Here is a 25,055-nt window from a genome sequence, read left to right as displayed (position 1 = left end):
GGCAGGCGTTAGTGTGAAGGCATGCGAGGCTTCTTGGGCAAAGGCCCCAAACGGGTTGCGAGGTTTGACCATTTCCTGGTGCGGGCAGTGTCCCGGCAACCCCAGGGCGATCACGATGTCTTTTTCCGGAGACTCTCCGCTGCGGCCACCAAAGGGAAGTTGTGGTTCGGAATAGCCGGAGTCATGGCCGCCTTTCCCGGAAAACCGCGCAGGGCGGCCCTTCACGGGGTGCTCGCGCTAGGTGTCGCGTCAGCGGTCACCAACCTCATCTTCAAGCGGCTGCTCCCTCGGGCCCGCCCCCTCCCGACGCACCTGCCGCTGTTCCGCTTCGTGAACCCACAACCCACCAGTTCCTCCATGCCCTCGGGTCATTCCGCGTCCGCCGTGGCATTTGCTGTGGGCGCTGGGATTGTCTCTCCCGGCCTGGGTCTGGCCTTTGCTCCGATTGCTGCGGGAGTGGCCTACTCACGCGTGCACACAGGCGCCCACTGGCCCTCCGATGTGGTGTTCGGTTCCGCACTGGGCGCCGGAGCAGCCGTCCTGACCCGTAAGTGGTGGCCTGCCAGGCCTGCCGAACCGACACCCCGCCGAACGCCTGCGGAGGCGCCGGCAATATCTGATGGTGAGGGACTGGGTATAGCGGTCAACGCCCTGGGTGGGTCCTACACCCCTGAAACCGCGGAACTTTTGCGGGGCATATTCCCTAAGGCGCATATACGTGAAATTTCCGAGGGTGAAGACGTAGCGGCTGAAATCGAGGCGGTCGCAACCCGACCAGGCATCGTCGCCTTGGGCGTTTGGGGCGGCGACGGAACGGTAGGCACCGCGGCGGCTGCCGCCGTCGAACATTCACTGCCGCTCCTGGTCCTGCCAGGGGGAACCCTCAACCACTTCGCCCGCGACCTCGGTACCAGCTCCATAGACGATGCAATCGACGCCGTGACCCGAGGGCAGGCGGCTTCCGTAGATTTGGGCCATGTGGTGGTCCAGCGGGGCCTTCCCGAGGCGCCCGAGACCACCGAGTTGGCCATGCTGAATACTGCCAGCTTTGGCGTCTATCCGAATCTGGTGCGTCGCCGGGAGAGATTGCAGCCCGCTATGGGTAAGCCGTTGGCCGGCGTCGTGGCATCGCTACGCACCTTCGGAGTGAACTCCCCCACCACACTCCTGGTTGATGGGGTGAAGCACAAGCTCTGGATTCTCTACATGGGCAGGGGCAGGTTCTACCCCAGCGACCATGCACCACTACGCAGGCCGGTACTGGATGACGGTGTTTTCGATCTGCGCATGATCACTGCGGACGAGCCGTTTGCCCGTGCAAGGCTGCTCTGGGCAGTCGTGACGGGTACGGTTGCCGCCTCCAAGGTCACCCACCTGACCGAGGCCACTACCGTTACCGTGGAAGCGATTGGGCAACCCTTGGTTCTGGCGGTTGACGGGGAGCCGAAGCCTGGCGTCCGCAAAGCCACCTTCACGGTGAAGCCGGGCGAGCTTACCGTCTACTCGCCGCTGCCGGAGGCCTAAGGCGCGGGGGCATCATCCGCGAGGACTACCCTGACTGAACCCTGAATCATCCCTGAGACAGGCGATTTGTGTTCCTTCCGTGAGTAGCGTTGTAGCTACATTCGAAACTCACTTGCACGCACATGTGCTCCGAGGAGGGAACGCTTCCATGATCGAAGCAAAAGGCCTGACCAAGGTCTACGGCGAGAAGACCGCCGTGGGCGGCGTCAGTTTCACTGTCCAGGCCGGACGGGTGACGGGCTTCCTGGGTCCGAACGGTGCCGGCAAGTCAACCACCATGCGCATGATCATGGGGCTGGACGCTCCTACATCGGGCTCTGTAACCGTCAACGGTGAGCCCTTCGCGCAACACAAGGCGCCGCTGCGGGAGATCGGTGCCCTGTTGGACGCCAAGGCTGTTCACACGAGCCGCACCGCATACAACCACCTGCTTGCCATGGCAGCAACGCACAGCATCCCCAAGAGCCGTGTCCGGGAAGTCATCGAGATGACCGGACTGGGAGACGTCGCCAAGAAGAAGGTCAAGGGATTCTCACTCGGAATGGGTCAGCGCCTTGGCATCGCCGCAGCGCTGCTGGGTGACCCGCAGACCATCATCCTCGATGAGCCGGTGAACGGTCTTGATCCTGAAGGCGTGGTGTGGGTTCGCAACCTCGTCAAGTACCTGGCTTCTGAAGGCCGCACGGTGTTCTTGTCCAGCCACCTCATGAGCGAAATGGCGCTGACTGCAGACCACCTGATCGTGATCGGCCGCGGCAGGATCATCGCCGACGCACCCATCGCCGAAATTATCACCGGCAAGGGCCATGCACGGACCCGCGTCCGCACGGACCAGCCTGAACGCCTCATGCAGCTCCTGGCCGGCACCGGCGTATCCGTGGAGGTCCACGAACGCGAACTGCTGGAAGTTTCAGGGCTTGATCCCCGCGGCATCGCCCGTACGGCCTTGGACAACCAAGTGATGGTCTACGAGCTCACACCGCTCCAGGCAAGCCTGGAAGAGGCTTACATGGAACTGACCAAGGACGAGGTCGAATACCACTCACACATCACCACCGGGGCCTCGGTTCCCGCCCAGGCCGGAGGGAAATAGACATGAGCACCACCACTGTGGACCGCAAGTCCATCCGTAACTCCGTCGGTCCCGGACCGGCATTCCACCGCGTACTCAACTCCGAGTTCATTAAGTTCCGCACGCTAATGTCCACGCTGATCCTCCTGGCTTCCACTGCCTTGGTGATGGTGGGTTTCGCCGCCCTCTCAGCATGGGGAACAGGACAGTTTGCAGAGCAGGTGGCCAACGACCCTGAGGCCGCTGCCGCCATGGCAGCGCAGGGTGGGGACCTCGCGGTGAGCATACCCACCTCGGGAATCTCGTTTGCCCAGCTCATCCTCGGGTCCTTGGGCGTCCTGCTCATGAGCTCCGAGTTCACCACCGGAATGGCACGCTCCACCTTTGCCGCCGTTCCCAAAAGGCTTTCGCCCTTCCTGGCAAAGCTGATTGTGGTGATGGTCAGCTCCTTCCTCCTGACCGCCGTGTCCATCTACATCGCCGGGCTGGTGTCGCTCCCTATCGTGGATAACTACGACCTCAAGCTGGATCTGGGCAGCTCACAGTCGGTCAAGCTCCTGGTGGTCAACAGCATCTACGTGGCAGCTGTAGCGGCCATTGGCATGGCCCTTGGAACGATCGTGCGGAACTCTGCCGGCGGCATCATGAGCTTGGTTGGACTGCTGTTTGTGGCACCCATCGCTTTCCAGCTCATCCCCGGTGATTTCTTCAAGGAAGCCAACAAGTACCTGCCCACCAGCACCATTAGTCCGTTGACCGCCGTCGAGCATGTTCCTGAAACGCTGGAAGCCTGGCAGGCAGGCTTGGTCCTGGGAGCTTGGGTAATTGTCCCGGTTGCGCTGGCCATGATTTTGCTCAAGAAGCGGGACGTCTAGGACGGAGTGCCGTCTAGGCTCGATTCATGACTGAAGCTCCACAGATGAAGGACGTATCGGCCACCACGGCCGATGCGTCCTTCGCTGAAATTGCCCAGCGACGCAGGGGCCGTATCCGGCGCTACTTCTTCAAGCGTCCCCGCGCCATGGATGCCGTGGTGATCCTCTGCTATGTTCTCCTGGCGCTGCCCACCATCATTCCGTCGGCCGTCGACGGTAAATGGCTCGTGGTGGTAATTCTGCTGTTGATCGCCTCGGCGTTGTTCTTCAGGCGACGGTTCCCGCTGCAGGTGGTTCTGGCAGTCGCGCTTCTTGAAATAGCGGCCACCATCCTGAACCCATGGGGCTCGAACGTTTCCGCTGGCCTGTGGTTCGCACTGTACGCGGTGGCGGCGCTCCGGAGGCGTGCGCTGACCCTGGTGGTGTTCGCCGCGGCCAGCCTCCCGTTGAGCCTTTTGTACTTGTTCATGTGGACCAGCCCCAGCCAGATGGACAATTTGCAGGACGTCCCGGAGAACTTCCACCTCATCAACAACATCGCCACCGCCGTGACCATCATGCTCTCCAACCTCCTCGCCACGGGCATCGGCATCTCGGTACGCCAGCGCAGGGAGCATGAGGCGGAGATCGCGGCCTGGGCTGCGCGGACAACGCAGCTGGGCAAGGTCACCGAACGGAACAGGATCGCCCGCGAAATGCACGACGTCGTTGCGCACTCGCTGACGGTAATGATCAGTCTCTCGGACGGTGCCGCCGTGGTGGTCAAGAAGGATCCGCAGCGGGCCGGCGACGTCCTCGGCGAACTGTCGCGCACGGGAAGGGCCGCCTTGGCAGATATGCGCCGGGTGCTCGGTGTCCTGCGCGACGATTCCGGGCGGCCAGCACCGCTGACACCCCTTGAATCCGGGCAGAACCTGGCGAAGCTCTTGGACGGTTTCCGAACTGCCGGACTGCCGCTGCACTATGCCCATACGGGACCTGGCCTCCCGGCTGACCCAGCTTTCGAACTGACGGTCTACAGGATTGTGCAGGAGTCGCTGACCAACGTTTTGAGGTACGGGCGCTCGCTCAGCCGGGTTGATGTCCAAGTGGCTCGCGACGGCGATTTGGTCACCATTGACGTGCTCGACGACGGCCGGGGAACCCGCGAAGGTGGCAGCGAGTCCGTGGGCAGCCTGGGGACGGGACAAGGCATTGCCGGAATGAATGAACGCGCCGGAATCTATGCTGGAATCGTTACTGCCGGTCCGGGAAAAAGGGGAGGCTGGACGGTCCACGCCGAGCTCCGCTGGAACGGCGAAAAGGGGGAATCATGACCGAAGACATCATCAACGTGCTGCTGGTGGACGATCAGCCACTGCTGCGGATGGGCTTCCGGCTCATTCTTGAGGGCGAAGAGGACTTCCACGTTGTGGGCGAGGCGTCGGATGGGATTGAGGCCGTACGCCAGGTAGAGGCCCTGCAGCCGGACGTGGTCCTGATGGACGTGCGTATGCCAGGCATGGACGGCATCGAAGCAACACGACGGATCTCGGATTCAGGCTCCGATGCGCGGGTCATCATCCTGACCACTTTCGACCTTGATGAGTACGCTTTCAGCGGCTTGCAGGCCGGTGCTTCCGCGTTCCTACTAAAGGACGTTGCGCCATCTGAACTGGTTCATGCTGTGCGCCTGGTAGCCAGTGGCGATGCGGTGGTGGCGCCGCGAGTCACTCAACGCCTGCTGGAAACCTATGTTCGAGGCGGCGTGGTGCCCGGACATTCTCCGAGCCCGCACCGCGATCCCCTTTTGGACGAACTCACCCCGCGGGAAACCGAAATCCTCACCACTATCGCCGAGGGCCTTTCCAATGCTGAGATCGCCCATAAGTTCTTCCTCTCCGAGGCCACTGTAAAGACTCACGTGCGCCGGATCTTGAGCAAGCTCCAGTTGCGGGACAGGGTGCAGGTTGTGGTGTATGCCTATGAAACCGGACTCGTGGTGCCCAGCAACCCGGATTACTAGTCTTGTCTGTGGCTTCCTGACCTCCTTTAATGAGAAAAAGTCGAAATGACAACCTGTCTGGGTTGCTGTTGACGTACTTGTGCCTCAAAGGGGGTCAGGAAGCAACTCGACGATCGGGTGCACAGTCGCGGCACAGCTCTCCCATATACAACCCCTAGGCGCGGCGCGTTTCATGGATGCATGACTACTCCTCACCCCGACCACGACCGCGGCCTCGAGTTCGACCTCTCCACACTCCTGAGCCGGCGACGCGGCCTAGGGATGCTCTTCGGCGCAGGCGCGGCAGCAGCCCTGGCGGCCTGCACGCCAAGTGCGGGCGGTGGCAGCGCATCGCCGTCGAGCACTGCCAGCGCTACTGCCGCCCCCACGGCAAGCACGACGGCGGCCGCGTCGCCTTCCGCATCGGCCACGAGCACGGTGACCCGTGCCTTCGCTGAATGTGGAGTGGAGATCCCGGAGGAGACGTTGGGGCCCTATCCGGGCGACGGTTCCAACGGCCCCAACGCGCTGGAGGCCTCCGGGGTGGTTCGTCGCGACATCAGGTCCAGTTTTGGCGGATCCACCACCAAAGCCGAAGGCGTACCCTTGACAGTTACACTCACGCTTTTGGACAATTCCAACGGTTGCGCCCCCTTGGCCGGAGCCGCCGTCTACGCCTGGCATTGCGATCAGGATGGCAAATACTCGCTCTACGACTCAGGCCTTGAGAACGAGAACTACCTCCGCGGCGTTCAGGAAGCCGACGCCAATGGGCAACTTACTTTCAGCACCATCTACCCGGGTGCGTACAGCGGTCGCTGGCCTCATATTCACTTTGAGGTATTTGAATCCATGAGCAACGCGACGGCGGCCGGGCAGGTCCTCGCGGTCTCCCAAATCGCGCTTACCGAGTCTGCCTGCAAGGAGGTTTATGCGACCTCCGGCTATGAAGCCAGTGCCCGGAACTTCCCGAATACCACTTTGACCTCGGACAACGTCTTTGGGGACGATGGAGGAATATACCAACTGGCGACTATGTCCGGCTCGGTCTCCGGCGGATACACAGCCGCGCTGAACGTCACTGTATAGCCCGGTAAGCACGAGGAGCGGGGGCTAGACTCGGTGGCATGCCTTCGAATGCCTCCGCCGCAATTGACCACATCAAGGACCTCGGTGCGTACGTGTCGGCGTCCCCGTCCAGTTTCCACGCGGTGCACGAAGCCGCACGTCGACTGGATGCTGCAGGCTTCACCGGATTGGATGAACTGAAGCCGTGGAATGGTGGAGCGGGTAAGTTCTACGTAATCCGCGACGGTGCACTCATCGCTTGGGTCACACCCGAAAGCGCCGGACCAACCACTGGTTTCAATATCCTTGGTGCACACACGGATTCGCCGTCGTTCAAGCTGAAGCCGAAGCCCACCACCGGCAAATTCGGATGGCTGCAGGCGGGCGTCGAGGTCTACGGTGGACCGTTGCTCAATTCCTGGCTGGACCGGGAATTGCAGTTGGCCGGCCGATTGGTACTGCGTGACGGTACTGAGCACCTGACGGCGACAGGTCCGCTTCTTCGCTTCCCGCAGCTTGCCATTCACTTGGATCGCGGCGTCAATGACAACGGGCTCCACCTTTCCAAGCAGCAGCACATGAACCCCATCTTCGGTCAGGGCGATGCTGCCAGCGAGGACCTTCTGGGATTGCTCGCCGATCGTGTGGAAGGCGCCACTGTTGATGCCGCGGACATCGGCGGTTACGACGTCGTTGTGGCGGACACGCAGGCACCTGCGGTTTTCGGGGCCAAGGGTGAGTTCTTCGCCTCCGGCCGGCTGGATAACCTTTCCTCCACGCACGCGGGGCTTCTGGCGCTGATAGCCCACGCCTCCGCAGCGCCTGCGTCAGGCCCGATCGCCGTCCTCGCAGCGTTCGATCATGAGGAGATCGGTTCCAATTCCCGATCCGGCGCCTGCGGACCCATCCTTGAGGACATCCTGGTGCGCATCTCCGACGGCCTTGGCGCTTCGGTGAGTGAAAGGCGGCAGGCCATAGCGGCGTCGTTCTGTGTTTCTGCGGACGCCGGCCACGCAGTCCACCCGAACTACGCGGAAAAGCACGATCCCGCCAACAGGCCGGTGCTCAATGGTGGTCCACTACTGAAAATCAATGCCAACCAGCGCTACGCCACGGACGCTGCGGGAGCTGCTTTTTGGGCCAGGCTTTGCGCCGAGTCCGGCGTTCCTTATCAGGAGTACGTCTCCAACAACGATCTCCCGTGCGGTTCCACCATTGGGCCTCTCACTGCTACCCGCCTCGGGATCCGGACGGTGGACGTGGGTATCCCGCTGCTGTCCATGCACTCCGCGCGGGAACTGTGCGGAGTGGAGGATCCCAGGAGCCTGGCCACTGTGGTGGAACTCTTTTTCGCCACTTCGGTCTAGGCTGAAGCGTCAAGCACTCATTTCAGGGGTATTACAAAAGTTTCCTATAGGAAACTTTGGATGCTTTGAGGTTTACATTTTGTGCACGGTTCCTGTTTGGGCGTCTTCAAAATGTTTGGTTGCACAGTATTCAGCGCGGTGTAGCAGGTTAGCGTGATGTAGTCATGTGGCCCGTGGCACACCACTGTGGCCAACCCCAAACCCAAAGGACGGCGCAGAACCATGCACGCTGACCAACAGCTTTCCAAGTCCCTGAAGCCCCGACACCTCTCCATGATCGCTATTGCCGGCGTCATCGGAGCCGGACTGTTCGTTGGTTCCGGAGCCGCTATCCAGCAGGCCGGTCCGGGTATTCTTGTTGCCTACCTTGCTGCCGGACTGGTGGTCATCCTCGTCATGCGCATGCTGGGTGAGATGGCTGCGGCCAACCCTGAGACGGGCTCGTTCTCCACCTATGCGGATAAAGCACTCGGCCGTTGGGCCGGCTTCAGCATCGGCTGGCTGTACGCCTGGTTCTGGATCATCGTCCTTGGCATTGAAGCCACGGCCGGTGCGGCCATCATGCATCGCTGGGTTCCCGGAGTGGATCAGTGGATCTGGGCACTCATTCTGATGGTGCTCCTCACGCTGACGAACCTGGGATCCGTGAAGTCCTACGGCGAGTTCGAATTCTGGTTCGCGTCCATCAAGGTTGCGGCAATTGTCATCTTCCTGCTCGCTGGCATCGTTGCAATCCTCGGTCTCATGCCGGGTGTTTCCGCCCCCGGCGTCGCCAACCTCCTGGATCAGGGTGGCTTCATGCCAAACGGTCCGGGCGCAGTCCTGGCCGGCATCCTCGTAGTGGTCTTCTCGTTCTTCGGCGCCGAAATCGCCACCATCGCCGCCGGCGAGTCCGAAAACCCGGTGGACGCCGTCAAGAAGGCAGTGAAGTCCACCGTGTGGCGCATCCTGATCTTCTACATCGGCTCCATTGCCATCGTGGTGACCTTGCTGCCGTGGAACGATGCTTCCGTGGCCAAGAGCCCATACGTAGCCGTCATTGAGCTTTACGGAATTCCGGGTGCAGGCACCATCATGGACATCGTTGTCCTCACCTCGGTGCTCTCCTGCCTGAACTCTGGGCTGTACACGGCCAGCCGTATGCTCTTCTCCCTCTCGCAGCGTGGCGATGCTCCCCGGTCTTGGATGAAGATCTCCAAGCGTGGCGTTCCGGCTGCGGCAGTGCTCGCTTCCACCGTGGTGGGATTCCTCACCGTTGGTGCCAACTACATCGCGCCGGACTCCGTGTTCCTGTTCCTGGTGAATACCTCTGGTGCAATTGCGCTCTTCGTATGGTTGGTGATCGCAACTTCGCAGCTCATCCTGCGCAAACGAATGGGTGCAGCCGCCAAGGATCTCGACCTCAAGATGTGGTTCTTCCCGTATCTTACGTGGATCGCCATTGCGGCCATCGTGGCGCTGATCATCGGTATGGTCATCATTGAATCCACCCGCGAATCGTTGTTCCTTTCGCTGGCGCTGGCCGCGATCGTGGTGGGCATCGGTGTGCTTCGCTACCGCCGGAAGGGTGCCACACCTTCCAACCCGGTGCCCGCCGGGGAAGCTGAGGACGCCAAGATCGGTTCCTGACCGGGTTGGTTTTTTCATAGCGGGACAGCCGCCGTCAATACCCGACGGCGGCTGTCCTGTTTCGTTTTAAGGGCACCGGTGCGCGGCTACTGGGCCAAGCCGATGACCAGGTTGATGGTGACGGCCAGAATGACAGTGCCGAACATGTAGGACAGCAGGCTATGTTTGAGTGCCTCGGCGCGGATCGCGTGATTGCCGAGATTAGTGTCCGACACCTGATACGTCATGCCCAGGCTGGTGGCCAGGTAGGCAAAGTCCGTGTACTGCGGAGGGCGCTCTTGGTTGAAGCTGATGCCGCCCACTTCACCTCCGGCCCGTCCATCCTGGCTGTAATACAACTCGGCGTAGCGCAGCGTGAAGAGGGTTTGGACCAGCATCCAGGACAATCCCACGCATGCCAAGGCGAGTGCCGCAGAGGAAAGACGCGTGCCGGTTCCTTGCGTATGCGAATCGACGATGACAGCGGCGACGGCTGCAAGGCTGGCCAGGTTGGCAATCAGAATCAGCACGTCCGTGAGGCCGCGAGATGGGTCCTCGGAGGTCGCGTGCTGCTCGGTCTCTTCCGGATCCAGCCGTGCAATCACCAACCACACCCACGCCACATAGACCAGGGCGGCCACGGCCCAGCCAATTGCCGGAGCTTCCACCCAGCTGCCCAGGGCGCCGGCGACGGCAAAGGCCGAGGCGCCGGCCAGAACCATGACGACAAAGCGCAGCCGGCTCCGCTTCACCCTGACGTTGTGCATGTGCTCACCCTAACCAGCGGGAGAGCTCAAAAGTCCGTTTGCCGTGACGGGTCGCTGGCATCTTGCTCATTGCGCTTTTCGTCGGCCTGCAGGATGCCGTCCCTTACGCCGGCGCGGATCACGAAGTACAAGAAGTAGAGGGCGATCGCGGAGAAGACGACCGTCAGAACCAGGGCGTTCAGTGGTGTGGCATCCATGGCCCCAACCCTAGTGGCAGGCTGTCACGGCAGGCCAAGCCGGTAGGAATCCACGAATTTCCGTTCTTCGTGCTAATGTCTTTGACGCTGTCAAGGAGAAAAACGAAACACTGTTTCTCCTGATCACCTTGCGCGGGTGGCGGAATGGCAGACGCGCTAGCTTGAGGTGCTAGTCCTCGAAAGGGGGTGGGGGTTCAAGTCCCCCTCCGCGCACAAAGAAACCCCCGGAAGGTGATCTTCCGGGGGTTTTGTCGTTTCTGGGCGCTAGGCCCGGCCTCGGACGCCCGGCCTTGCACGTCCGGCCTCAGCCGCCCGGCCGGGGTGCGAACATGATGACGCCTACACCCACCATGCAGATGGCGGCGCCGATCACGTCCCAGCGATCCGGCCGGAAGCCGTCCATCAGCATTCCCCACGCAAGGGAACCGGCAATGAACACGCCGCCATAGGCCGCCAGGACCCGGCCGAAGTGAGCCTCGGGTTGGAAGGCCGCGAAGAAACCGTAAATTCCCAGCGCCACGACGCCAAGCCCTGCCCACCACCACGCTTTGCCTTCGCGCACGGACTGCCAGATGAGCCAAGCTCCGCCGATCTCTGCGACGGCTGCCAAAACGAAGAGAATGGTGGACTTCAGAATGGTCATAGCCCCAGTATTCCTTGCTGCCCCGCCGGGTTATCCACATACGCAACTTGGCCGGTTTCGGCCGGAGATTCCGCCGAATAGCTTTGAGTGCAGGAGATGCACTAAGATATTGAAGTCTGTGTTACGCCCTCTTGCCGTGTTTTAGGTCGGGGAGCGCCAATGCAGCATCGCAAATGAACCTCCTGTTACGGAAATACCGTAACCGCTTAGCCCAAAGGAGGTGGGTTCACATATGCGTCCTTACGAATTGATGGTAATCATCGACCCCGAGGTCGAAGAGCGTACCGTAGAGTCGTCGCTTCAGAAGTTCCTCAATGTCATCACCACCGATGGTGGAACCATCGAAAAGGTTGACATCTGGGGCCGTCGCCGTCTGGCGTACGACATCAAGAAGAAGTCCGAAGGTATCTACGCCGTGGTGAACTTCACCGCAGCGCCGGCTACCGCCAAGGAACTTGATCGCCAGCTGTCTCTCAACGAGACGATCATGCGCACCAAGATCATCCGCCCTGAAGACCAGAAGGTCGTTGCTGAGTAATCAGCCCCTTCCAATCTTTAACCCGCAGGAACGAACAAGGAGGCAGTAGATGGCAGGCGAAACCACTATTACGGTCATCGGTAATCTCACCAATGACCCCGAGCTGCGGTTCACCCCGTCTGGCTCAGCAGTAGCGAACTTCACCATCGCTTCTACTCCCCGGACCTTTGACCGCCAGTCCAATGAGTGGAAGGACGGGGAAACCCTGTTCCTCCGCGCATCGGTATGGCGCGAAGCAGCCGAGAACGTGGCCGAGTCCCTTACCAAGGGCATGCGCGTCATCGTTTCCGGCCGTTTGAAGAGCCGTTCTTACGAGACAAAAGAAGGCGAGAAGCGCACCGTAATCGAGCTTGAGGTCGATGAAATCGGCCCGAGCCTGCGTTACGCAAACGCCAAGGTCAACCGTACCCAGCGCTCCGGCGGTGGCCAGGGTGGCTTCGGTGGCGGTAACGCCGGTAATTCCGGTGGCTTCGGAGGAGGCGCTCCTGGTGGAAACCAGGGCGGCGGCAACTCCGGTGGAACCTGGGGCGGCAACCAGCCCGCACAACAGCAGGATGATCCTTGGGCGACGCCCGGTGTCAGCAATGCTGGCGGCTGGGGCAATGGCCCGGATTCCGAACCTCCCTTCTAAACACCAAATAAACGTCCGACGCCGGACACTCACCGTAAGTGCCGGAAGGCACCATGGTGACAACCGCCGTCGAACACCACCATCCCGTGGATCAATATCCACGGGCTCCATAGAAAAGGAGCTCCACGATGGCTAAGGCTGAACTCCGTAAGCCCAAACCAAAGTCCAACCCCTTGAAGGCCGCTGACATCACTGTCATCGACTACAAGGACGTAGCACTGCTGCGCAAGTTCATCTCCGACCGCGGAAAGATCCGCGCTCGTCGCGTCACTGGCGTTACCGTTCAGGAACAGCGCAAGATCGCCCAGGCAATCAAGAACGCCCGCGAAGTTGCTCTGCTGCCTTACTCCGGCGCTGGCCGCGGCTAAGGAAGGGATTAACTAACATGGCAAAGCTCATTCTGACCCACGAAGTAACCGGCCTCGGTGCTGCTGGCGATGTTGTGGAGGTCAAGGACGGTTACGCACGTAACTTCCTGCTCCCCCGCGGCTTCGCTCTGACCTGGACCAAGGGTGGCGAGAAGCAGGTTGAGACCATCAAGGCTGCCCGCGCCGCTCGTGCGCACGCTTCTGTTGAAGCTGCACAGGCACAGGCTCAGGCTCTGTCCTCCAAGAAGGTCAAGCTCGAGGTGAAGGCCGGCGAGTCCGGTCGTCTCTTCGGCACCGTCAAGCCTGCTGATGTCGCTGCTGCTGTTGAGGCCGCTGGCCTCGGCGCCATCGACAAGCGCAACGTTGAACTGCCGAACCACATCAAGTCTGTCGGTTCGTACACGGCCAACGTTCGCCTGCACGAGGATGTTTCTGCTGTCATCGACCTCGAGGTCGTTGCTAGCAAGTAGTCTCTGACTGCAAGGAAGGCCCCCGCTACCGAATTCCGGTGGTGGGGGTCTTTTGCTTCCCCCCAACTGGCGGGGGATTACGGTGTGTTGATCTCCTCCATGACGTGCTTGTAGCCGGTTCGGATCATCTCTGCGAGCACACCCCGGTCCACGTCATCGAGCTTGTTGACGTAGAGGCAGGCGGCGCCGGTCTTGTGCTTGCCGAGTTCGGGTAGCAAACGGTCTGCATCGGGACCGTAAGTGAGTCCGTACAGCGCCAGGTTGGTCTTGCGCGGAGAGAACCCGACGGCGGCTGAGTCACCCTCGCGGCCGCTCTCGTACTTGTAGTGATAGCTACCGAAGCCGACGATTGACGGGCCCCACATGACGGCTTCCTGGCCGGTGATGTCGCGCATCATTTCCAGCAATTCAAAGCCGTCCTCGCGCCGCTTGGGGTGTTCCACCGCGGCCAGGAATTCTTCCACGGAGACGTCCGTGGGTTGGGTCTTGTTCTCTGCCATAGGGGTAGTGTGGCAGACGCGCCACGGGTGCGTCAGCATATCGGGTCAGCACCCCGGTGATAGCCTTCAGCGGTGACTTCAGAAGCCCTGCGTATTCGCCCGTTCCACCAAGTAGACGTCTTCTCTGAGGTCCCGTACCTTGGCAATCCGCTCGCGGTGGTGGTGGATGCCCTAGGCCTCAGCACGGAAGTGATGCAACACTTCGCCAACTGGACCAACCTCTCCGAGACGACGTTCCTGTTCCCTCCCACCCACCCCGAAGCGGACTATAAGGTGCGGATCTTCACGGGCAGCGAGGAGTTCCCTTTCGCTGGCCACCCTACGTTGGGCTCGGCGCACACGTGGCTGCAGGCCGGGGGAGTGCCCAAGACTGGCGGCGTTGTGGTTCAGGAGTGCGGCGCGGGTTTGGTGCGAGTAAAGCACGACGCCGGTCGCTTGGCTTTCGCTGCGCCACCGCTGACCCGCTTCGGTCCGGTGGATGAGAATACGCGGGCGCAGCTCGCTGCCGGCCTGCAGCTGCCCGAGGATGCCCTGCTGGATGCGTCGTGGCTGGTCAACGGACCCACGTGGATCGGCGTGCTCCTCGGTTCGGCTGAGCAGGTCCTGGCCGTGGAGCCGGATCTCGCTGCCATGGGTGACCTGAAGGTCGGGATCATTGGCCCCCACAAGCCCGGGGCCGGCATCGACTTCGAGGTGCGTACGTTCATTTCCGGCGACGCCATGGTGGAGGACCCGGTCACGGGAAGTTTCAATGCCGGTGCGGCCCAGTGGCTGATCGGCAGCGGCCGGGCTCCCCACGAGTATGTTGCCGCCCAAGGTACTGTCCTGGGCAGGGCTGGCCGTATTCACGTCAGGGCGGAGGATGGCGAAATCTGGGTGGGCGGTGCCTCAGTCACGTGCATCGAAGGCACGGTGCTGCTCTAAGCGCTGCTAGGAGCGCTTGGGGCGTGTCAGGACAACCAGCAGGAAGATGCCGGCACTGAAGGCCGCCTGGACAGCAACAACGGACGTCGGTACGTAGCCAAGGTACAGGGCCAGCAGCATCGGAACCATGGCCAGGACGGTCACGTCCAGCCCGCGCATCAGGGAGCCGAGTTGGGCCCGCGGTACCGGCCCGAAGGGGGTCTCCACCGGCGGGGCGGTCCAGTCGGGTGGGGTCCTGGTGGCTGCGCGGAGTGTCCCGGCACCCATCCCGACCCCGGCCAGGGCACCAACGCCTATCAAGGCAGGGTTCGCAGCCCCGAGCAGCACCAACAGACTGCAGAGCACAGCCATCCACACGGACATCGCCACGCACGGCATCAGTGTCCGGCTTGTTCGCACAAGTGCCGGATGCAGCGGAAGCATTGCGTCGAGTTCAGGGACTAATGCCGTTTTGCGGGCCACACCGCCCAGTCCGGAAGCCGTGGCACACCCTGCGATCACGATCACCGTCAACTGTGCGAACTCGGGTAGGCCACCCTTCACCAGCAGTATGGCGATGCAGGCGGTGAGCCACAGGACCGGCGGCGTCACCGGGGGATTGAGCCTGAGGAAGGCCACCGCGTCAGCACGGATCAGCGCCCTCAGTGGGCCCCGCGTGGGGCGGGCGTAGAAGCGGGCTGCCCTGCCGCCGTCGATCCTTTTACGATTGCCGCCCAGAGCTCTGAGCACCTCGTTGGAGTCCATCATGAACAGCGACGCACCGGCGTGCCCGGCAACGGCGCCGCCGCGTACCAGTTCGTCTCCCCGCACCTGGCCGGCGCGCGGCACCACCACGGCAAGGAGCCCGACGGCGGCAACGGTCGCCAGTGCTGTGGGCCACGGAGAGGATGAGAAGGCCGGAAGGACAGAGCACGCAAGAACTCCCCCCGTCGCAATTGTCTTGCCAAGCCGCGGACCCATGAGGGCAAGCTGCTGAAGGGCGGCCAGAGTCACCGCGATGGAACCCGCAGCTCCGAAGGTGAGTGCGGCAAGAACGTGTTCGCCAGGAGCGCGGTCAACAGCGGTCACCATGCTGAAGGGCAGGTAGATGATGGCTGATCCGGCTGCGGTAAGGGCCACCCTGCGAATGAAAGGCGGCAGAACCATGGGCCGGCGGTCGACCGGGAGCGTGAGCCACCAAGTGCTCTCTGCTCCATTCACTGACATCGGTCCAAGCTTCCGGGCAAGGTTGCTGATGACCAGGAGGGCCGCGAGTGTGATGGACGTCCACAGCAAGGACTCCGGCAGCACCACCCATTGGGCCCGGATGATGCTGTTCTGCGGTGATGTCCTCTCCGCGATTTCGTTGCGCAGCGCCAGCACGAACGAGGCCGCAATGGTCAGGGAAACACCTATGCCGAGTCCCCAACTGTAGGCGTCAACGAAGCGGGTTCCCCACGAGATCCGGCTGCGTTTGTAGCGCCGGGCGGATCGGCGGGTGAAACGGACAATGTCCGATGCCAGCTCCCGGCATTGCGGGGAACGTTCAAGGGCAAGCACGTCAGGATCCGGCAATGATCGAGGCCCCCTGCTCGGGGTGGAACTCCTGGACTTCCTCGTCAATGACCAAACACGTGGTGGCCGTGGCGAGCAGCAGTTGCGGATCGTGGGTCACCAGGACCACGGCACCACCGTCTTGGGCATGCGCGGCGATTCGATCACCCAGGGCGTCGCGCATTGTGGGATCCAGCCGCTGTTCCGGCTCATCCAGGATAAGGAGCGACGACGGGCGGATGAGCCCGGCGGCAAGCAGTAACCTGCGGCGCTGGCCGGAGGACAACGCATCCGGGATGGCGTGGGCCCTGCCCAGGAGCCCAAAGAAGTCCAGTTCTTCTTCAACGCGAGCTTCGGGGTCATCCAGGGAGTGCCCACGGGCAATGAGGAGCAAATGCTCGCGGACTGTGAGGGACGGGAAGAAGAGATCGTCGTCGAAAACTGCGGAGACTTGCCGACGGAACGGTACCGCGTCCGGATCGATGAGGAGGCCGTGGACCTTGATGTCTCCGGCCAGGGCGCTCTGCCGTCCCGCAATGGTCCGGGCCACCGTGGACTTTCCGGCGCCGTTGACGCCTACCATTCCCAGGACTTCACCAGCGTCCACCGTCGCGGTCACTTCGCCGCAAACCGGAGACCCGGCATAGCCAACCAGCAGCCTTTCGGCCTCCAATACCTTCCCCATGGTGCAACCCTACCGGCGGGATTGCGTCACCCTCTGATAGCCAAAGTTGCTGCCCACTTCGCGGCGGAGAAGAAGAGATGCCTGTTTAGGCCTTGTTGGCGGGTACTGAGGACGGGGCAGTCGTGCGCCTCGAGGTGGATGTCAACCGCTTCCCTAACAGAATCAGCGGCTGTTCGACGGTACGGGCCAGTACCTCTGCAACACCGAATGACATGGCGGCGGCCAGGACCAGCCTGACAATAGCGAGCCCAAAATTTCGTTGGTCAGCAGGGATAGCCATGCTCACCACGTCGATGCAGAAAGGGTGGAAAAGGTAGATCGCATACGTCCTGGTCCCCAGGAAAGCGACAGGCTTCCAGCTCAGCAACCTTGTGAGGGGCGAGGTAGCAAGGATGAATGAAGGGAAAAGAAGCGCAACGGTGAAGGAGAACAGGACGTGCGCATTGCCGCTCTCGGCGCCGCCGGGGAGGACCGGGTCAAGAATGTAGGCGGTGATAGCTACAGGTATGAGCGCGGCAGCCACTCCGGGGTGCGCGAGCTTTGACACCATCTTGAATCCCCGGTGGGTGTGCATGGTGAGGCCAAGGACGCAACCGGCAAGAATGGCGGTGTAAATCCCGAAGTATCGCGCACCTTCACAGTAACTGGCCGCGGAGGCGAGGACGAGCAAAACGCTGGCCGTGGCCAGTCGATGCCTTCTTATCAGCCGTATGGCGAACATGAGGAACGGCCACACGATGTAGAACTTTTCCTCGATGCCAAGCGACCAACTGTGGACAAAGCTGCCACCGCTGGCGAGATCCCCATTGAACGTTGCCAGGAGCGGTAACCGCTCCGCAAATTTGACCGGACCCTCACCCAGGCCGAACATGAAGACGCCCACTGCGGCCGTTGAAAGCGCAATGTAATAAAGCGGCAGGATGCGAAAGGCCCTTCTTACATAGAACTGAAAGATCGACACCCGGCCACGTCGGCGTTCCTCGCGGATCAGGAGCGATGTGATCAGGAAACCGCTGATCACAAAGAAAAGAGTCACTCCCATTGACCCGTTGAGAAATCCCCAGATGTGGGGGTCGCTCATGTGAGAGACGAGGACTATTGCGATGCTGACGGTTCGGAGCCCGTCTAGCTGCGGCCAGTACCGGGCGGACAAGAAGGACGACTCAAGCTTTTCCACAGATCCCTTTTCAGGCTTCACTGCCTGCCTTGAGACATCACGGCAGGTTCACGCCAATCGTCTAAATAGTGTGACCGGGCCAGGGGGTTTGGTCCGTTCACACCATCTATTTGGTCTACGCAGCGCGTTGTTGTGGACCTGCGTAAAGGCGTGTGGTTAGTGCCCGACTTCTCCGTGGCCGCCTATCGTGGCAAACTCAAAGAGCTGGACGGGCACATGAGGGCTGGCCGCCCCTACCTCACTCACTCCACCGGCACCTGATTGACGCCCAGCGCATTGGGTAGAAGTTAAGCGGGCGCATCTAGGAGGAGCACATATGGATACTGCACGGACCTTTGAGTCGATTGTCATCATCTTCAACCCCAACAGCACCGGGGACGCACCTGAGCTCGCGCAGCAGCTGCACGACAAGCTCGAGCAGCTGCTCACGTACCAGTCCGAAATTACACTTCAGCCCACTGAGCATGCCGGGCATGCTGTGGACCTGGCGCGTGAGGCGGCCTCAAAGGGCGGCGACGTCCTGGTGGTCTCCGTCAGCGGCGATGGGGGGTACAACGAGGTTGTCAACGGCGTCATGCAGGCGGAGAATCCGCGAGCCGTTTCCGCGGTTTTGGCTGCAGGCAACGCCAACGACCATAGCCGGATCATTGGCACCAAGCCGTTGGAAGAGGCCATTGTGGAGGGCCGTGTCCACAACATCGATCTTCTTCGGATTCACACGGGTCAGAATGATGATGCGCCCTATGAATACGCGCATTCCTACATCGGATTCGGCCTGACCCCGGTGGTGGCCACTGAACTGGAAAAGGGCAGTAAGGGCGCTCTCAAGGAAATGGTCACCGTGATCCAGACCTTTTCCAAGTTCGAGCCTTTCGGCATCCGCCTGGCGGATGGAAAGCGCCGGAAGTTCGACAGCCTGGTGTTCGCCAACATCAATGAAATGGCCAAGTACGCCACTTTGAGTGAGGCAGAGGATCACCCGTCCGACGGAAAGTTTGAAGTCATCACTTTTCCGCACATGCCCAAGTGGCGTGTTCTGCTGACCGCGCTAAAGGCCACCACCCAGGGCCTTGGTGATCAGCCGAGCGTGAGCAGCTATGAATTCACCACGCTCAAGCCGCTGCCGTATCAAATGGACGGCGAGGTCAAGTCCGTGGAGGCTAACGTCAAGGTCAGGGTGGAGTGTGCTCCCGGGGCGTTGGCTACCCTCGGCTAGGCACCTCTAGCCTGCCGGGGCACAGGCGGCCGTAACGAAGTCATAAATCCGGCCGCGCAGTTCATTCGAGGCCGCAATCTTCAGCACGCCCCTCCGGTCACCAACGGTCACCCTCAGCGGCAGGAGGGTGCCCACCTTGTCTTCAGCAACAGCGTGGGGATCGCAGCGGGCGGGCCGGATAGTAAGAGGTAGTTCCTGTTTGCGCGCGCCCACGGCGAGATGTGCCGGCCAGGGGTCTGCCGGAGATTTCGCCAGCAAGGTGGTCTCCTCAAATGACTCGATAGTGAGGCTTCCCGGGTCAGTCCCCGGCGTGGCCGGCGTGATGAGAAGGCGTACGACGGCGGTGCGGCCGTCAGCGGCAACCTCCAGCGCGGGGTCCAGGACCATGACAGCGACGGCGGCGGCCTCCGATGCCAGGCACAGCTCGCCGGCGTTTCTGGAAAGGACGCCGAAGGGATCGGAAGCGTTGGTGCTGGCCTCCACGGGCTCCTTGCCCGGTTCTGCGTAGGTGATCCTGGCGTTAAGTGCTGTTGTTGTGCCTTCTGATACTTCGCAGGAGGCCGCGGGCAGTATTGCGGGCAGGCTCTTCGGCTGACGCGGCGGCAGTTCGAGGCCGCCAGCAGAAGGCTTCCAGGCGATGTCACCTTGGAACAGCGGGGATTGCAGCTGCGCCACAGTCACAGTTATTGGCGAATCCGTGGTGTTGGTGAGCTGCAGCAGGATGGCCTGTTTTCCGTATTGGTCCCGGGACTGGTTAATCTCCACAGCTACGGGCTGGGTACTCCCGCTGCCGGAGGGAGAGCCGGTACTGCCGGAGCTGCAGGCGGCCAGAAATGGCATGGTCATGGCCAGAGCCAGACCCGCCGCAAGGAAAAGCCACCGCCGGCACGTCATGCGATCAGTGTAGGGGCGCGGACGAGTAGGAGGCTCCGGGCCAACCAGTTGGAGCCCTTCCGCGGTCCGCTCTTGCCCGGTATCCGCTTCGCGGCTAGTACTCTGAAATAAGAGGCGAATATGACAAGGAGATCCATAGCTTCCCCGCACTGCTATGGGCGATTCCGGTGCAGGTTTTTCTCAGAGTCCACAAGTTTGCTGCCCCGCAACGGCGCGAAGCCAGGCCCATTTCGGCTGCCAGGGATTCGGCAGTATGCGGTGCTTCGACCTCTACTGCCATTTCCCGCCAACAACCACCCGATCCACATTCAGTGGAAACAGCCCTTGGTTGACTGGGGCCGGGAATCGAGGGAAATGCTGAATCCGGTGGAACGGCGCCCTCGTCTATTCCTGTCCAGAGGATGGAGCACACCCATGCAAACAAGACCACTCCAATAAGGAGCACGGCAAAGCATCCTAAGCGCGGACGTGTTTGAGTTTTGCCCGGTTCAGCCACTGATTCCCCCATTTTGCCGATCCCAGCCTACATGGGCATGATCTGTTGCCTTGAGCTGGGTAAGATGACCGCACGCACGCAGAATTCTGCTCGTTGATTTCCGGACGAAAGGCCACCCTGATGTCATTCCAGGCTTACCTTGACGCTATTGAAGACAAGACCGGACTCACTCCGCGTCAGTTGGTTGAAATAGCAGACACCAAGGGCTTCAAAGACCCTTCGGTGAAGGCCGGGGCGATTCTTGAATGGCTCAAAGCGGACTACGATCTTGGACGCGGTCACGGAATGGCGTTGGTGCATGTCATCAAGAAGGGGCCGCGGATTGACAGCAAGCATGTGGGATCGGACGGCACGCACCGCGACGAATCGTACACTCTCTGGTTGGATGGCAAGGCGAGCAAGCCCACTCCTTAATGCCCCTGTGACATGCTGACGCTAAGCATGCTTAGGTTAATCAAGCCATCCTGGTGAGCACGCAGAGAGGACCACCATGTCCATAGTGACCCAGTTGTTCAAAAGCCCCGCCGCGGACGTATGGAAAGTGATCGAGGATGGCTGGCTCTATACAGGCTGGGTGGTGGGTGCCTCCCGAATCCGCTCCGTGGACGCGGCATGGCCCCAGCCAGGTGCCAAGCTGCATCATTCCGTGGGCTCTTGGCCCTTCCTCATCGATGACAGCACCAGTGTCACCGCCGTGGAGACCGGCCGTAAGCTGGAGCTGCTTGCCCGGGGATGGCCCATGGGTGAAGCGAAAATAGTGATCACCCTTGAAGATTTGGGTGGCCATCAGTGCCGTGTTTCCATTGCCGAAGACGCCGTGCGTGGGCCGGGAAAAGTGGTTCCCAAGGTCCTGCGGGATCCTGTCATCGGGGTCCGGAACCGGGAGACCTTGAAGCGCCTCGAACTGATGGCCGCTGGTGGGGCAGGCAGGTAGGACTAGGTGGTGTAGCGCGACGGCTTAACCCAGTCAAAGGCCGCTGCCTTGGACCTCGCGCCTTCGGCTGCCTTGGAGCGGTTCGGTTCGCCCAGTTCGGCAAGCAGCTTCTCGGACAGGACTACGAGCTCCCCGAAAACATCCGGGGTGAGCCACTCGGGCCGGGTTGCGAAGAGGATGTCCTCGCTGGAGGTGTTGCCGCTGGCGCCGGGTGCGAACGGGCAGCCGCCCAGTCCGCCGAGGGCCCCGTCCACCATTGCGGCACCGGCTTGGATGGCGGCAAGTGTGTTGGCCACGCCCAGGCCCCAGGTGTCGTGGCCGTGATAGACGATTCGCCGGGCGGGGGACTCGTCCCGGACCCGGGTGATCAGGCGGGCTACCTGCGCTGGAATGGCTTGCCCCAGGGTGTCGCAGATGACGATGTCCGTGGTGCCCTCGGCCCGGGGGTCGTTGGCGATCGAAAGAATGCGCTCCTCCGGAACGTAACCTTCGAACGGGCAGGTGAAGGACGTTGCGATGCACAGCTGGATCTGGCCGTTCACTGCGCGAGTGTACGCAACAGCTTCGGGCAGGGCGGCCAGGCTCTCATCAGTGGTCCGCCCGATGTTCGCCTTGTTGTGGGAGTCGGAGGCTGACAGGCAGTACTGGAAGTTCCGCGCACCAGCTGCTGATGCTTTGGCTACGTGGCCTGGTGTGGCTACCCAGATCCAGCATTTCTCCAGTTCTTCTGGGGTGAGGGCCCGGACTACTTCGAGTGTGTTGGCCATGGTGGGGACAAGGTCGGCGCGGGCCATGGAGCCGAGCTCGATGGCGGGAACGCCCAGCCGCAGCAGTTCCCGCACGGTTTCGATCTTCTGGTCCGTGGGCAGGAGTTTGCCGGTGAGTTGGAGTCCGTCGCGCAGGGTGACGTCCCTGAGGATGACGTTGCCCAGCGTGGATGCCAGGGGGCTTTCGAAGCGGTTCATGGTCGGGCCTCCTCGCGGCCGGAAGCCGCATTGATCTGCGCTGCATCCATGGTGAGGAGTCCGCCAAGGATTTCCTGCGTGTTTTCGCCCAGGTCGGGGCCGAGGTTTCGGATGGGCAGGGACTGGTCTCCGATCACGGGAACAATGCCGGGGAATCCGACGCCGGGGAGGATTTCCTCGCCGGTGGAAACGTCGAACTTCTGGATCATGTTGCGGGCGGCGTACTGGCTGTCCGTGCTGATGTCCGCCGCGGTGTAGATGGGACCGGCGGGAACACCGGCGGCTTCGAGGGCTTCGAGGGCCTCGGCGCCTGACAGCGTGGCTGCCCACTCGCCGATGGCCTGGTCCAACTCTTCACGCTTGGCCCAGCGCCCGGCGTTTGTCTGCAGGGAAGGGTCTTCTGCGAGGTCAGGGCGACCAATGGTCTGCATGTACCGCTGGTAGATCGAATCCCCGTTACCGGCCACCACAATGCTCGCGCCGTCCTTGCACACGTAGGCGTTGGACGGAGCGATGCCCTCCATGCGGCCACCGACGCGCTGCCGGTCCACGCCGTATGCCTGGTAGTCAGGGATCAGTGACTCCATCATGGAGAACATGGCCTCGTTCAACGCGACGTCGATGATGCGCTCGGTGAGCGGAACAGCGCCAGCCGAGTCCCGGCGTCGTGCTTCACGCTGGTACAGGCTCATCATGGAACCGAAGGCGGCGTACAGGCCCGCGATTGAGTCTCCGATGGAGACGCCCACCCGCACCGGCGCGCGGTCCGGGTCGCCTACCAGGTTGCGGAACCCTCCGTAGGCTTCGGCGACGGCGGCGAAACCAGGCCGTTGCGACAGCGGTCCCGTCTGCCCGAAGGCGGAAATGCGGGTGACGATGAGGTCCGGGTTCGCGTCGTTGAGAACCTCGGGCCCCAAACCCCACCTTTCCAGGGTGCCGGGACGGAAGTTCTCCAGAAGGATGTCGCATTTGGCCACGAGCTCCAGCACTGCCTGCTTGCCCGCATCCGTGCGGAGATCCAGGACCACTGACTTTTTGTTGCGGTTCAGGGTGCGGTACAGCATGGACGTGTTGCCCTTGTGCAGGCGCCAGTTGCGTAGTTCGTCGCCGGTTCCGGGCCGCTCCACCTTGATGACTTCAGCTCCGAAGTCGGCCAGCAGCCTGCCTGCCGTGGGCGCGGCGATGTAGTTGCCGAGCTCCAGAACCCGGACGCCGTCCAGAGGGGCGATTGTTTGGTGTGTCATGGTCTTCTTTCGTGCGGGGCGGATAGGCGGTGGGCGCGCCGATGTGAGTGCACCCCTACACTCTGGCTCAAAAGTGACTGCAGGCGCTAGAAGGCGTCGTGGGTTACACGCGGTGGATGGTCGTTATGACGTTCGACGGCGGCGAGGGGTTCCGCTGGCGGCGGCGCGGCCGCTGTCCTGACCCTCGGGGACGACCCTCCGCCTTAGCATGGTCCAGAGGTACGCCGACCGGGGGAGTGTGTGATGGGGCCGTTGGAATCGAACCAAGCCAGTACGAGGCAGGATGAGCAGGCACGTACGGGCCTACGTTCCAGCACCAAGCGAAAGCGCTCCGCGCGGCGACGGAAGCTTGAGTTGGCGATCCTGCTGGTGTTGGTAGTCGCGCTGGCACTTTCGGCTACTCCGTGGCCCTCGGCGCTGCTGATCCGTGCTGTTTTTGAGCGCGGAGCACAGGCAACCATTGACGAAATGACTCCATACGTTCCGGATACGCCGCTGCAAACCCAAGAAGGGGTGGTCTACAAGCCCGGATCCACCTTTGATGTCTTTAGTCCTCAAGGCACCACGGCGGCACTTCCCACTGTGGTGTGGATTCACGGTGGCGCGTGGATTTCAGGAGCGCAGCGCGACGTGAATCCGTACCTGAAGATCATCGCCGCCGAGGGCTACACCACCATCGGCATGAGTTACCCCATTGCACCGGAGGCCACCTACCCCACGGCGGTGCGGGACATCAACGAAGCTCTCGCCTATATCAAGGCCAATGCCGCCGAGCTGAACGTGGACGCCAGCCGCATAGTTCTGGCCGGTGACTCCGCCGGCGCCCAGCTCGCCAGCCAGATGACCACGCTCACCGTAAACCCCGGGTATGCCAATCTGATGGGAATTGAGCCCGCGCTCCAGAAATCGGATCTGGCTGCCACCATCCTGCATTGCGGCGTGTACGACCTCAGGGCCATGGCGGATCTCAACGGGATTGTGGCCTGGGGATTCAAGACGTCACTGTGGGCCTACACGGGCACCAAGGACTGGTCCGCTACCTACGCCGGGGCCACCATGTCCACCATCGATTTCGTGACCGACGACTTCCCTCCCACGTTCATCAGCGGCGGCAATGGTGACGGGCTCACGTGGCTCCAGTCGGTTCCCTACAGCAACCGGCTGAAGGATGCGGGAGTTCCGGTGACCGAGCTGTTCTGGCCGGCCACTCACCAGCCCGAGCTACCTCATGAGTATCAGTTCCATTTGAACTTTGCCGAGGCCCGTGAGGCGCGGGACAAGACGTTCGACTTCCTGTCCGAGCACGCGCTGAGGCGTTGAGCACGGCAGAACCCTAGCGGACTTCAATTTATCTCCATGATGGAACTATTCTTGA

General features: G+C 61.8%; 27 protein-coding genes and 1 tRNA gene. 18 read left to right on the top strand and 10 right to left on the bottom strand.

The features are described 5' to 3' along the window. Positions 1 to 21: 21 nt before the first annotated feature. The 8 genes from ACZ5J0_RS19780 (at position 22) to ACZ5J0_RS19745 (ending at position 9,519) form a co-directional block, all read left to right on the top strand. On the top strand, positions 22 to 1,524 hold the full coding sequence (locus ACZ5J0_RS19780; protein ID WP_464093869.1) for a phosphatase PAP2 family protein: 1,503 nt from the start codon (positions 22 to 24) through the stop codon (positions 1,522 to 1,524). 148 nt (positions 1,525 to 1,672) lie between these two features. Further along, the gene (locus tag ACZ5J0_RS19775; protein ID WP_142937331.1) at positions 1,673 to 2,617 is read left to right on the top strand and encodes an ABC transporter ATP-binding protein; all 945 of its coding nucleotides are present in this window, start codon (positions 1,673 to 1,675) and stop codon (positions 2,615 to 2,617) included. Between the two features lie 2 nt (positions 2,618 to 2,619). Then, entirely contained in the window at positions 2,620 to 3,471 is an 852-nt protein-coding gene (locus ACZ5J0_RS19770) for an ABC transporter permease (RefSeq protein WP_142937332.1), read from the top strand. A gap of 26 nt (positions 3,472 to 3,497) precedes the next feature. Beyond that, on the top strand, positions 3,498 to 4,787 hold the full coding sequence (locus tag ACZ5J0_RS19765; RefSeq protein WP_464093868.1) for a histidine kinase: 1,290 nt from the start codon (positions 3,498 to 3,500) through the stop codon (positions 4,785 to 4,787). Next, positions 4,784 to 5,476 (top strand): response regulator, encoded by a 693-nt coding sequence (locus tag ACZ5J0_RS19760; RefSeq protein ID WP_142937334.1) that lies wholly within the window; start codon positions 4,784 to 4,786, stop codon positions 5,474 to 5,476. The genes ACZ5J0_RS19765 and ACZ5J0_RS19760 overlap by 4 nt, the downstream gene beginning before the upstream one ends. 180 nt (positions 5,477 to 5,656) lie before the next feature. Beyond that, positions 5,657 to 6,544, top strand: a complete 888-nt coding sequence (locus tag ACZ5J0_RS19755) for an intradiol ring-cleavage dioxygenase (RefSeq protein WP_464093867.1) — start codon at positions 5,657 to 5,659, stop codon at positions 6,542 to 6,544. Between the two features lie 38 nt (positions 6,545 to 6,582). Continuing rightward, positions 6,583 to 7,890, top strand: coding sequence for a M18 family aminopeptidase (locus ACZ5J0_RS19750; protein ID WP_464093866.1), 1,308 nt, complete (start codon positions 6,583 to 6,585; stop codon positions 7,888 to 7,890). Between the two features lie 222 nt (positions 7,891 to 8,112). Continuing rightward, positions 8,113 to 9,519, top strand: a complete 1,407-nt coding sequence (locus ACZ5J0_RS19745; RefSeq protein WP_142937337.1) for an amino acid permease — start codon at positions 8,113 to 8,115, stop codon at positions 9,517 to 9,519. A gap of 86 nt (positions 9,520 to 9,605) precedes the next feature. On the opposite strand, the gene ACZ5J0_RS19740 is transcribed toward ACZ5J0_RS19745, so the two are convergent. Then, positions 9,606 to 10,265, bottom strand: coding sequence for a DUF1345 domain-containing protein (locus tag ACZ5J0_RS19740; RefSeq protein ID WP_464093865.1), 660 nt, complete (start codon positions 10,263 to 10,265; stop codon positions 9,606 to 9,608). Between the two features lie 26 nt (positions 10,266 to 10,291). Then, positions 10,292 to 10,462 (bottom strand): hypothetical protein, encoded by a 171-nt coding sequence (locus ACZ5J0_RS19735; protein WP_464093864.1) that lies wholly within the window; start codon positions 10,460 to 10,462, stop codon positions 10,292 to 10,294. Between the two features lie 130 nt (positions 10,463 to 10,592). Here ACZ5J0_RS19735 and ACZ5J0_RS19730 point away from each other — a divergent pair. Beyond that, positions 10,593 to 10,675: transfer RNA gene (locus tag ACZ5J0_RS19730), tRNA-Leu, on the top strand. 91 nt (positions 10,676 to 10,766) lie between these two features. Here the strand turns inward: ACZ5J0_RS19730 and ACZ5J0_RS19725 are convergent. Beyond that, positions 10,767 to 11,105 carry a YnfA family protein gene (locus tag ACZ5J0_RS19725; RefSeq protein ID WP_142937338.1) on the bottom strand — a complete coding sequence of 113 codons (339 nt, stop codon included), beginning with the start codon at positions 11,103 to 11,105 and terminating at the stop codon, positions 10,767 to 10,769. Between the two features lie 232 nt (positions 11,106 to 11,337). Here ACZ5J0_RS19725 and rpsF point away from each other — a divergent pair, with 232 nt between their 5' ends. The 4 genes from rpsF (at position 11,338) to rplI (ending at position 13,112) form a co-directional block, all read left to right on the top strand. Further along, on the top strand, positions 11,338 to 11,643 hold the full coding sequence (gene rpsF / locus ACZ5J0_RS19720) for a 30S ribosomal protein S6 (RefSeq protein WP_011776755.1): 306 nt from the start codon (positions 11,338 to 11,340) through the stop codon (positions 11,641 to 11,643). 49 nt (positions 11,644 to 11,692) lie between these two features. Next, positions 11,693 to 12,274 (top strand): single-stranded DNA-binding protein, encoded by a 582-nt coding sequence (locus ACZ5J0_RS19715; protein WP_011776754.1) that lies wholly within the window; start codon positions 11,693 to 11,695, stop codon positions 12,272 to 12,274. Between the two features lie 128 nt (positions 12,275 to 12,402). Further along, positions 12,403 to 12,642, top strand: coding sequence for a 30S ribosomal protein S18 (gene rpsR / locus ACZ5J0_RS19710; RefSeq protein WP_003800144.1), 240 nt, complete (start codon positions 12,403 to 12,405; stop codon positions 12,640 to 12,642). Between the two features lie 17 nt (positions 12,643 to 12,659). Beyond that, positions 12,660 to 13,112, top strand: a complete 453-nt coding sequence (gene rplI / locus ACZ5J0_RS19705) for a 50S ribosomal protein L9 (protein WP_142937339.1) — start codon at positions 12,660 to 12,662, stop codon at positions 13,110 to 13,112. A gap of 77 nt (positions 13,113 to 13,189) precedes the next feature. Here rplI and ACZ5J0_RS19700 read toward each other — a convergent pair whose 3' ends face one another. Continuing rightward, positions 13,190 to 13,612, bottom strand: coding sequence for a DUF1801 domain-containing protein (locus ACZ5J0_RS19700; RefSeq protein WP_464093863.1), 423 nt, complete (start codon positions 13,610 to 13,612; stop codon positions 13,190 to 13,192). 72 nt (positions 13,613 to 13,684) lie between these two features. Between ACZ5J0_RS19700 and ACZ5J0_RS19695 the strand changes: the two genes are divergently transcribed. Then, positions 13,685 to 14,536: a PhzF family phenazine biosynthesis protein gene (locus ACZ5J0_RS19695; RefSeq protein ID WP_464093862.1), complete on the top strand. Its 852-nt coding sequence runs from the start codon at positions 13,685 to 13,687 to the stop codon at positions 14,534 to 14,536. 6 nt (positions 14,537 to 14,542) lie between these two features. On the opposite strand, the gene ACZ5J0_RS19690 is transcribed toward ACZ5J0_RS19695, so the two are convergent. The 3 genes from ACZ5J0_RS19690 to ACZ5J0_RS19680 all read right to left on the bottom strand — a co-directional run bounded on the left by ACZ5J0_RS19690 (position 14,543) and on the right by ACZ5J0_RS19680 (position 17,835). Further along, positions 14,543 to 16,075, bottom strand: a complete 1,533-nt coding sequence (locus tag ACZ5J0_RS19690) for a DUF6297 family protein (protein WP_464093861.1) — start codon at positions 16,073 to 16,075, stop codon at positions 14,543 to 14,545. Between the two features lies 1 nt (position 16,076). Next, positions 16,077 to 16,754 (bottom strand): ABC transporter ATP-binding protein, encoded by a 678-nt coding sequence (locus tag ACZ5J0_RS19685; protein ID WP_464093860.1) that lies wholly within the window; start codon positions 16,752 to 16,754, stop codon positions 16,077 to 16,079. Positions 16,755 to 16,839: 85 nt separating this feature from the next. Next, complete coding sequence (locus ACZ5J0_RS19680; RefSeq protein WP_464097210.1) at positions 16,840 to 17,835, bottom strand: acyltransferase family protein; 996 nt, start codon at positions 17,833 to 17,835, stop codon at positions 16,840 to 16,842. Between the two features lie 412 nt (positions 17,836 to 18,247). Between ACZ5J0_RS19680 and ACZ5J0_RS19675 the strand changes: the two genes are divergently transcribed. Further along, entirely contained in the window at positions 18,248 to 19,147 is a 900-nt protein-coding gene (locus ACZ5J0_RS19675) for a diacylglycerol/lipid kinase family protein (protein WP_223941300.1), read from the top strand. Positions 19,148 to 19,153: 6 nt separating this feature from the next. Here ACZ5J0_RS19675 and ACZ5J0_RS19670 read toward each other — a convergent pair whose 3' ends face one another. Continuing rightward, positions 19,154 to 20,041 carry a hypothetical protein gene (locus tag ACZ5J0_RS19670; RefSeq protein WP_464093859.1) on the bottom strand — a complete coding sequence of 296 codons (888 nt, stop codon included), beginning with the start codon at positions 20,039 to 20,041 and terminating at the stop codon, positions 19,154 to 19,156. Between the two features lie 616 nt (positions 20,042 to 20,657). On the opposite strand from ACZ5J0_RS19670, the gene ACZ5J0_RS19665 reads away from it, so the two are divergent. Both ACZ5J0_RS19665 and ACZ5J0_RS19660 read left to right on the top strand, forming a co-directional pair. After that, complete coding sequence (locus ACZ5J0_RS19665; protein ID WP_142937349.1) at positions 20,658 to 20,951, top strand: DUF4287 domain-containing protein; 294 nt, start codon at positions 20,658 to 20,660, stop codon at positions 20,949 to 20,951. A 76-nt stretch (positions 20,952 to 21,027) separates the two neighbouring features. Beyond that, complete coding sequence (locus ACZ5J0_RS19660) at positions 21,028 to 21,471, top strand: SRPBCC family protein (protein ID WP_142937350.1); 444 nt, start codon at positions 21,028 to 21,030, stop codon at positions 21,469 to 21,471. A 2-nt stretch (positions 21,472 to 21,473) separates the two neighbouring features. Here the strand turns inward: ACZ5J0_RS19660 and ACZ5J0_RS19655 are convergent, their stop codons facing one another. Together ACZ5J0_RS19655 and ACZ5J0_RS19650 are read right to left on the bottom strand one after the other, a co-directional pair. Continuing rightward, positions 21,474 to 22,436: a beta/alpha barrel domain-containing protein gene (locus ACZ5J0_RS19655; protein ID WP_166841969.1), complete on the bottom strand. Its 963-nt coding sequence runs from the start codon at positions 22,434 to 22,436 to the stop codon at positions 21,474 to 21,476. Further along, positions 22,433 to 23,680, bottom strand: coding sequence for a CaiB/BaiF CoA transferase family protein (locus tag ACZ5J0_RS19650; RefSeq protein ID WP_464093858.1), 1,248 nt, complete (start codon positions 23,678 to 23,680; stop codon positions 22,433 to 22,435). The genes ACZ5J0_RS19655 and ACZ5J0_RS19650 overlap by 4 nt, the downstream gene beginning before the upstream one ends. Before the next feature lie 243 nt (positions 23,681 to 23,923). On the opposite strand from ACZ5J0_RS19650, the gene ACZ5J0_RS19645 reads away from it, so the two are divergent. Then, positions 23,924 to 25,000, top strand: coding sequence for an alpha/beta hydrolase (locus tag ACZ5J0_RS19645; RefSeq protein ID WP_223941296.1), 1,077 nt, complete (start codon positions 23,924 to 23,926; stop codon positions 24,998 to 25,000). Positions 25,001 to 25,055 lie beyond the last annotated feature (55 nt).

Source organism: Arthrobacter sp. DualSoilB13 (assembly GCF_055389195.1).
The sequence above is the reverse complement of the archived record's forward strand: the minus strand, read 5'-3'. Positions and strand labels throughout refer to the sequence as shown.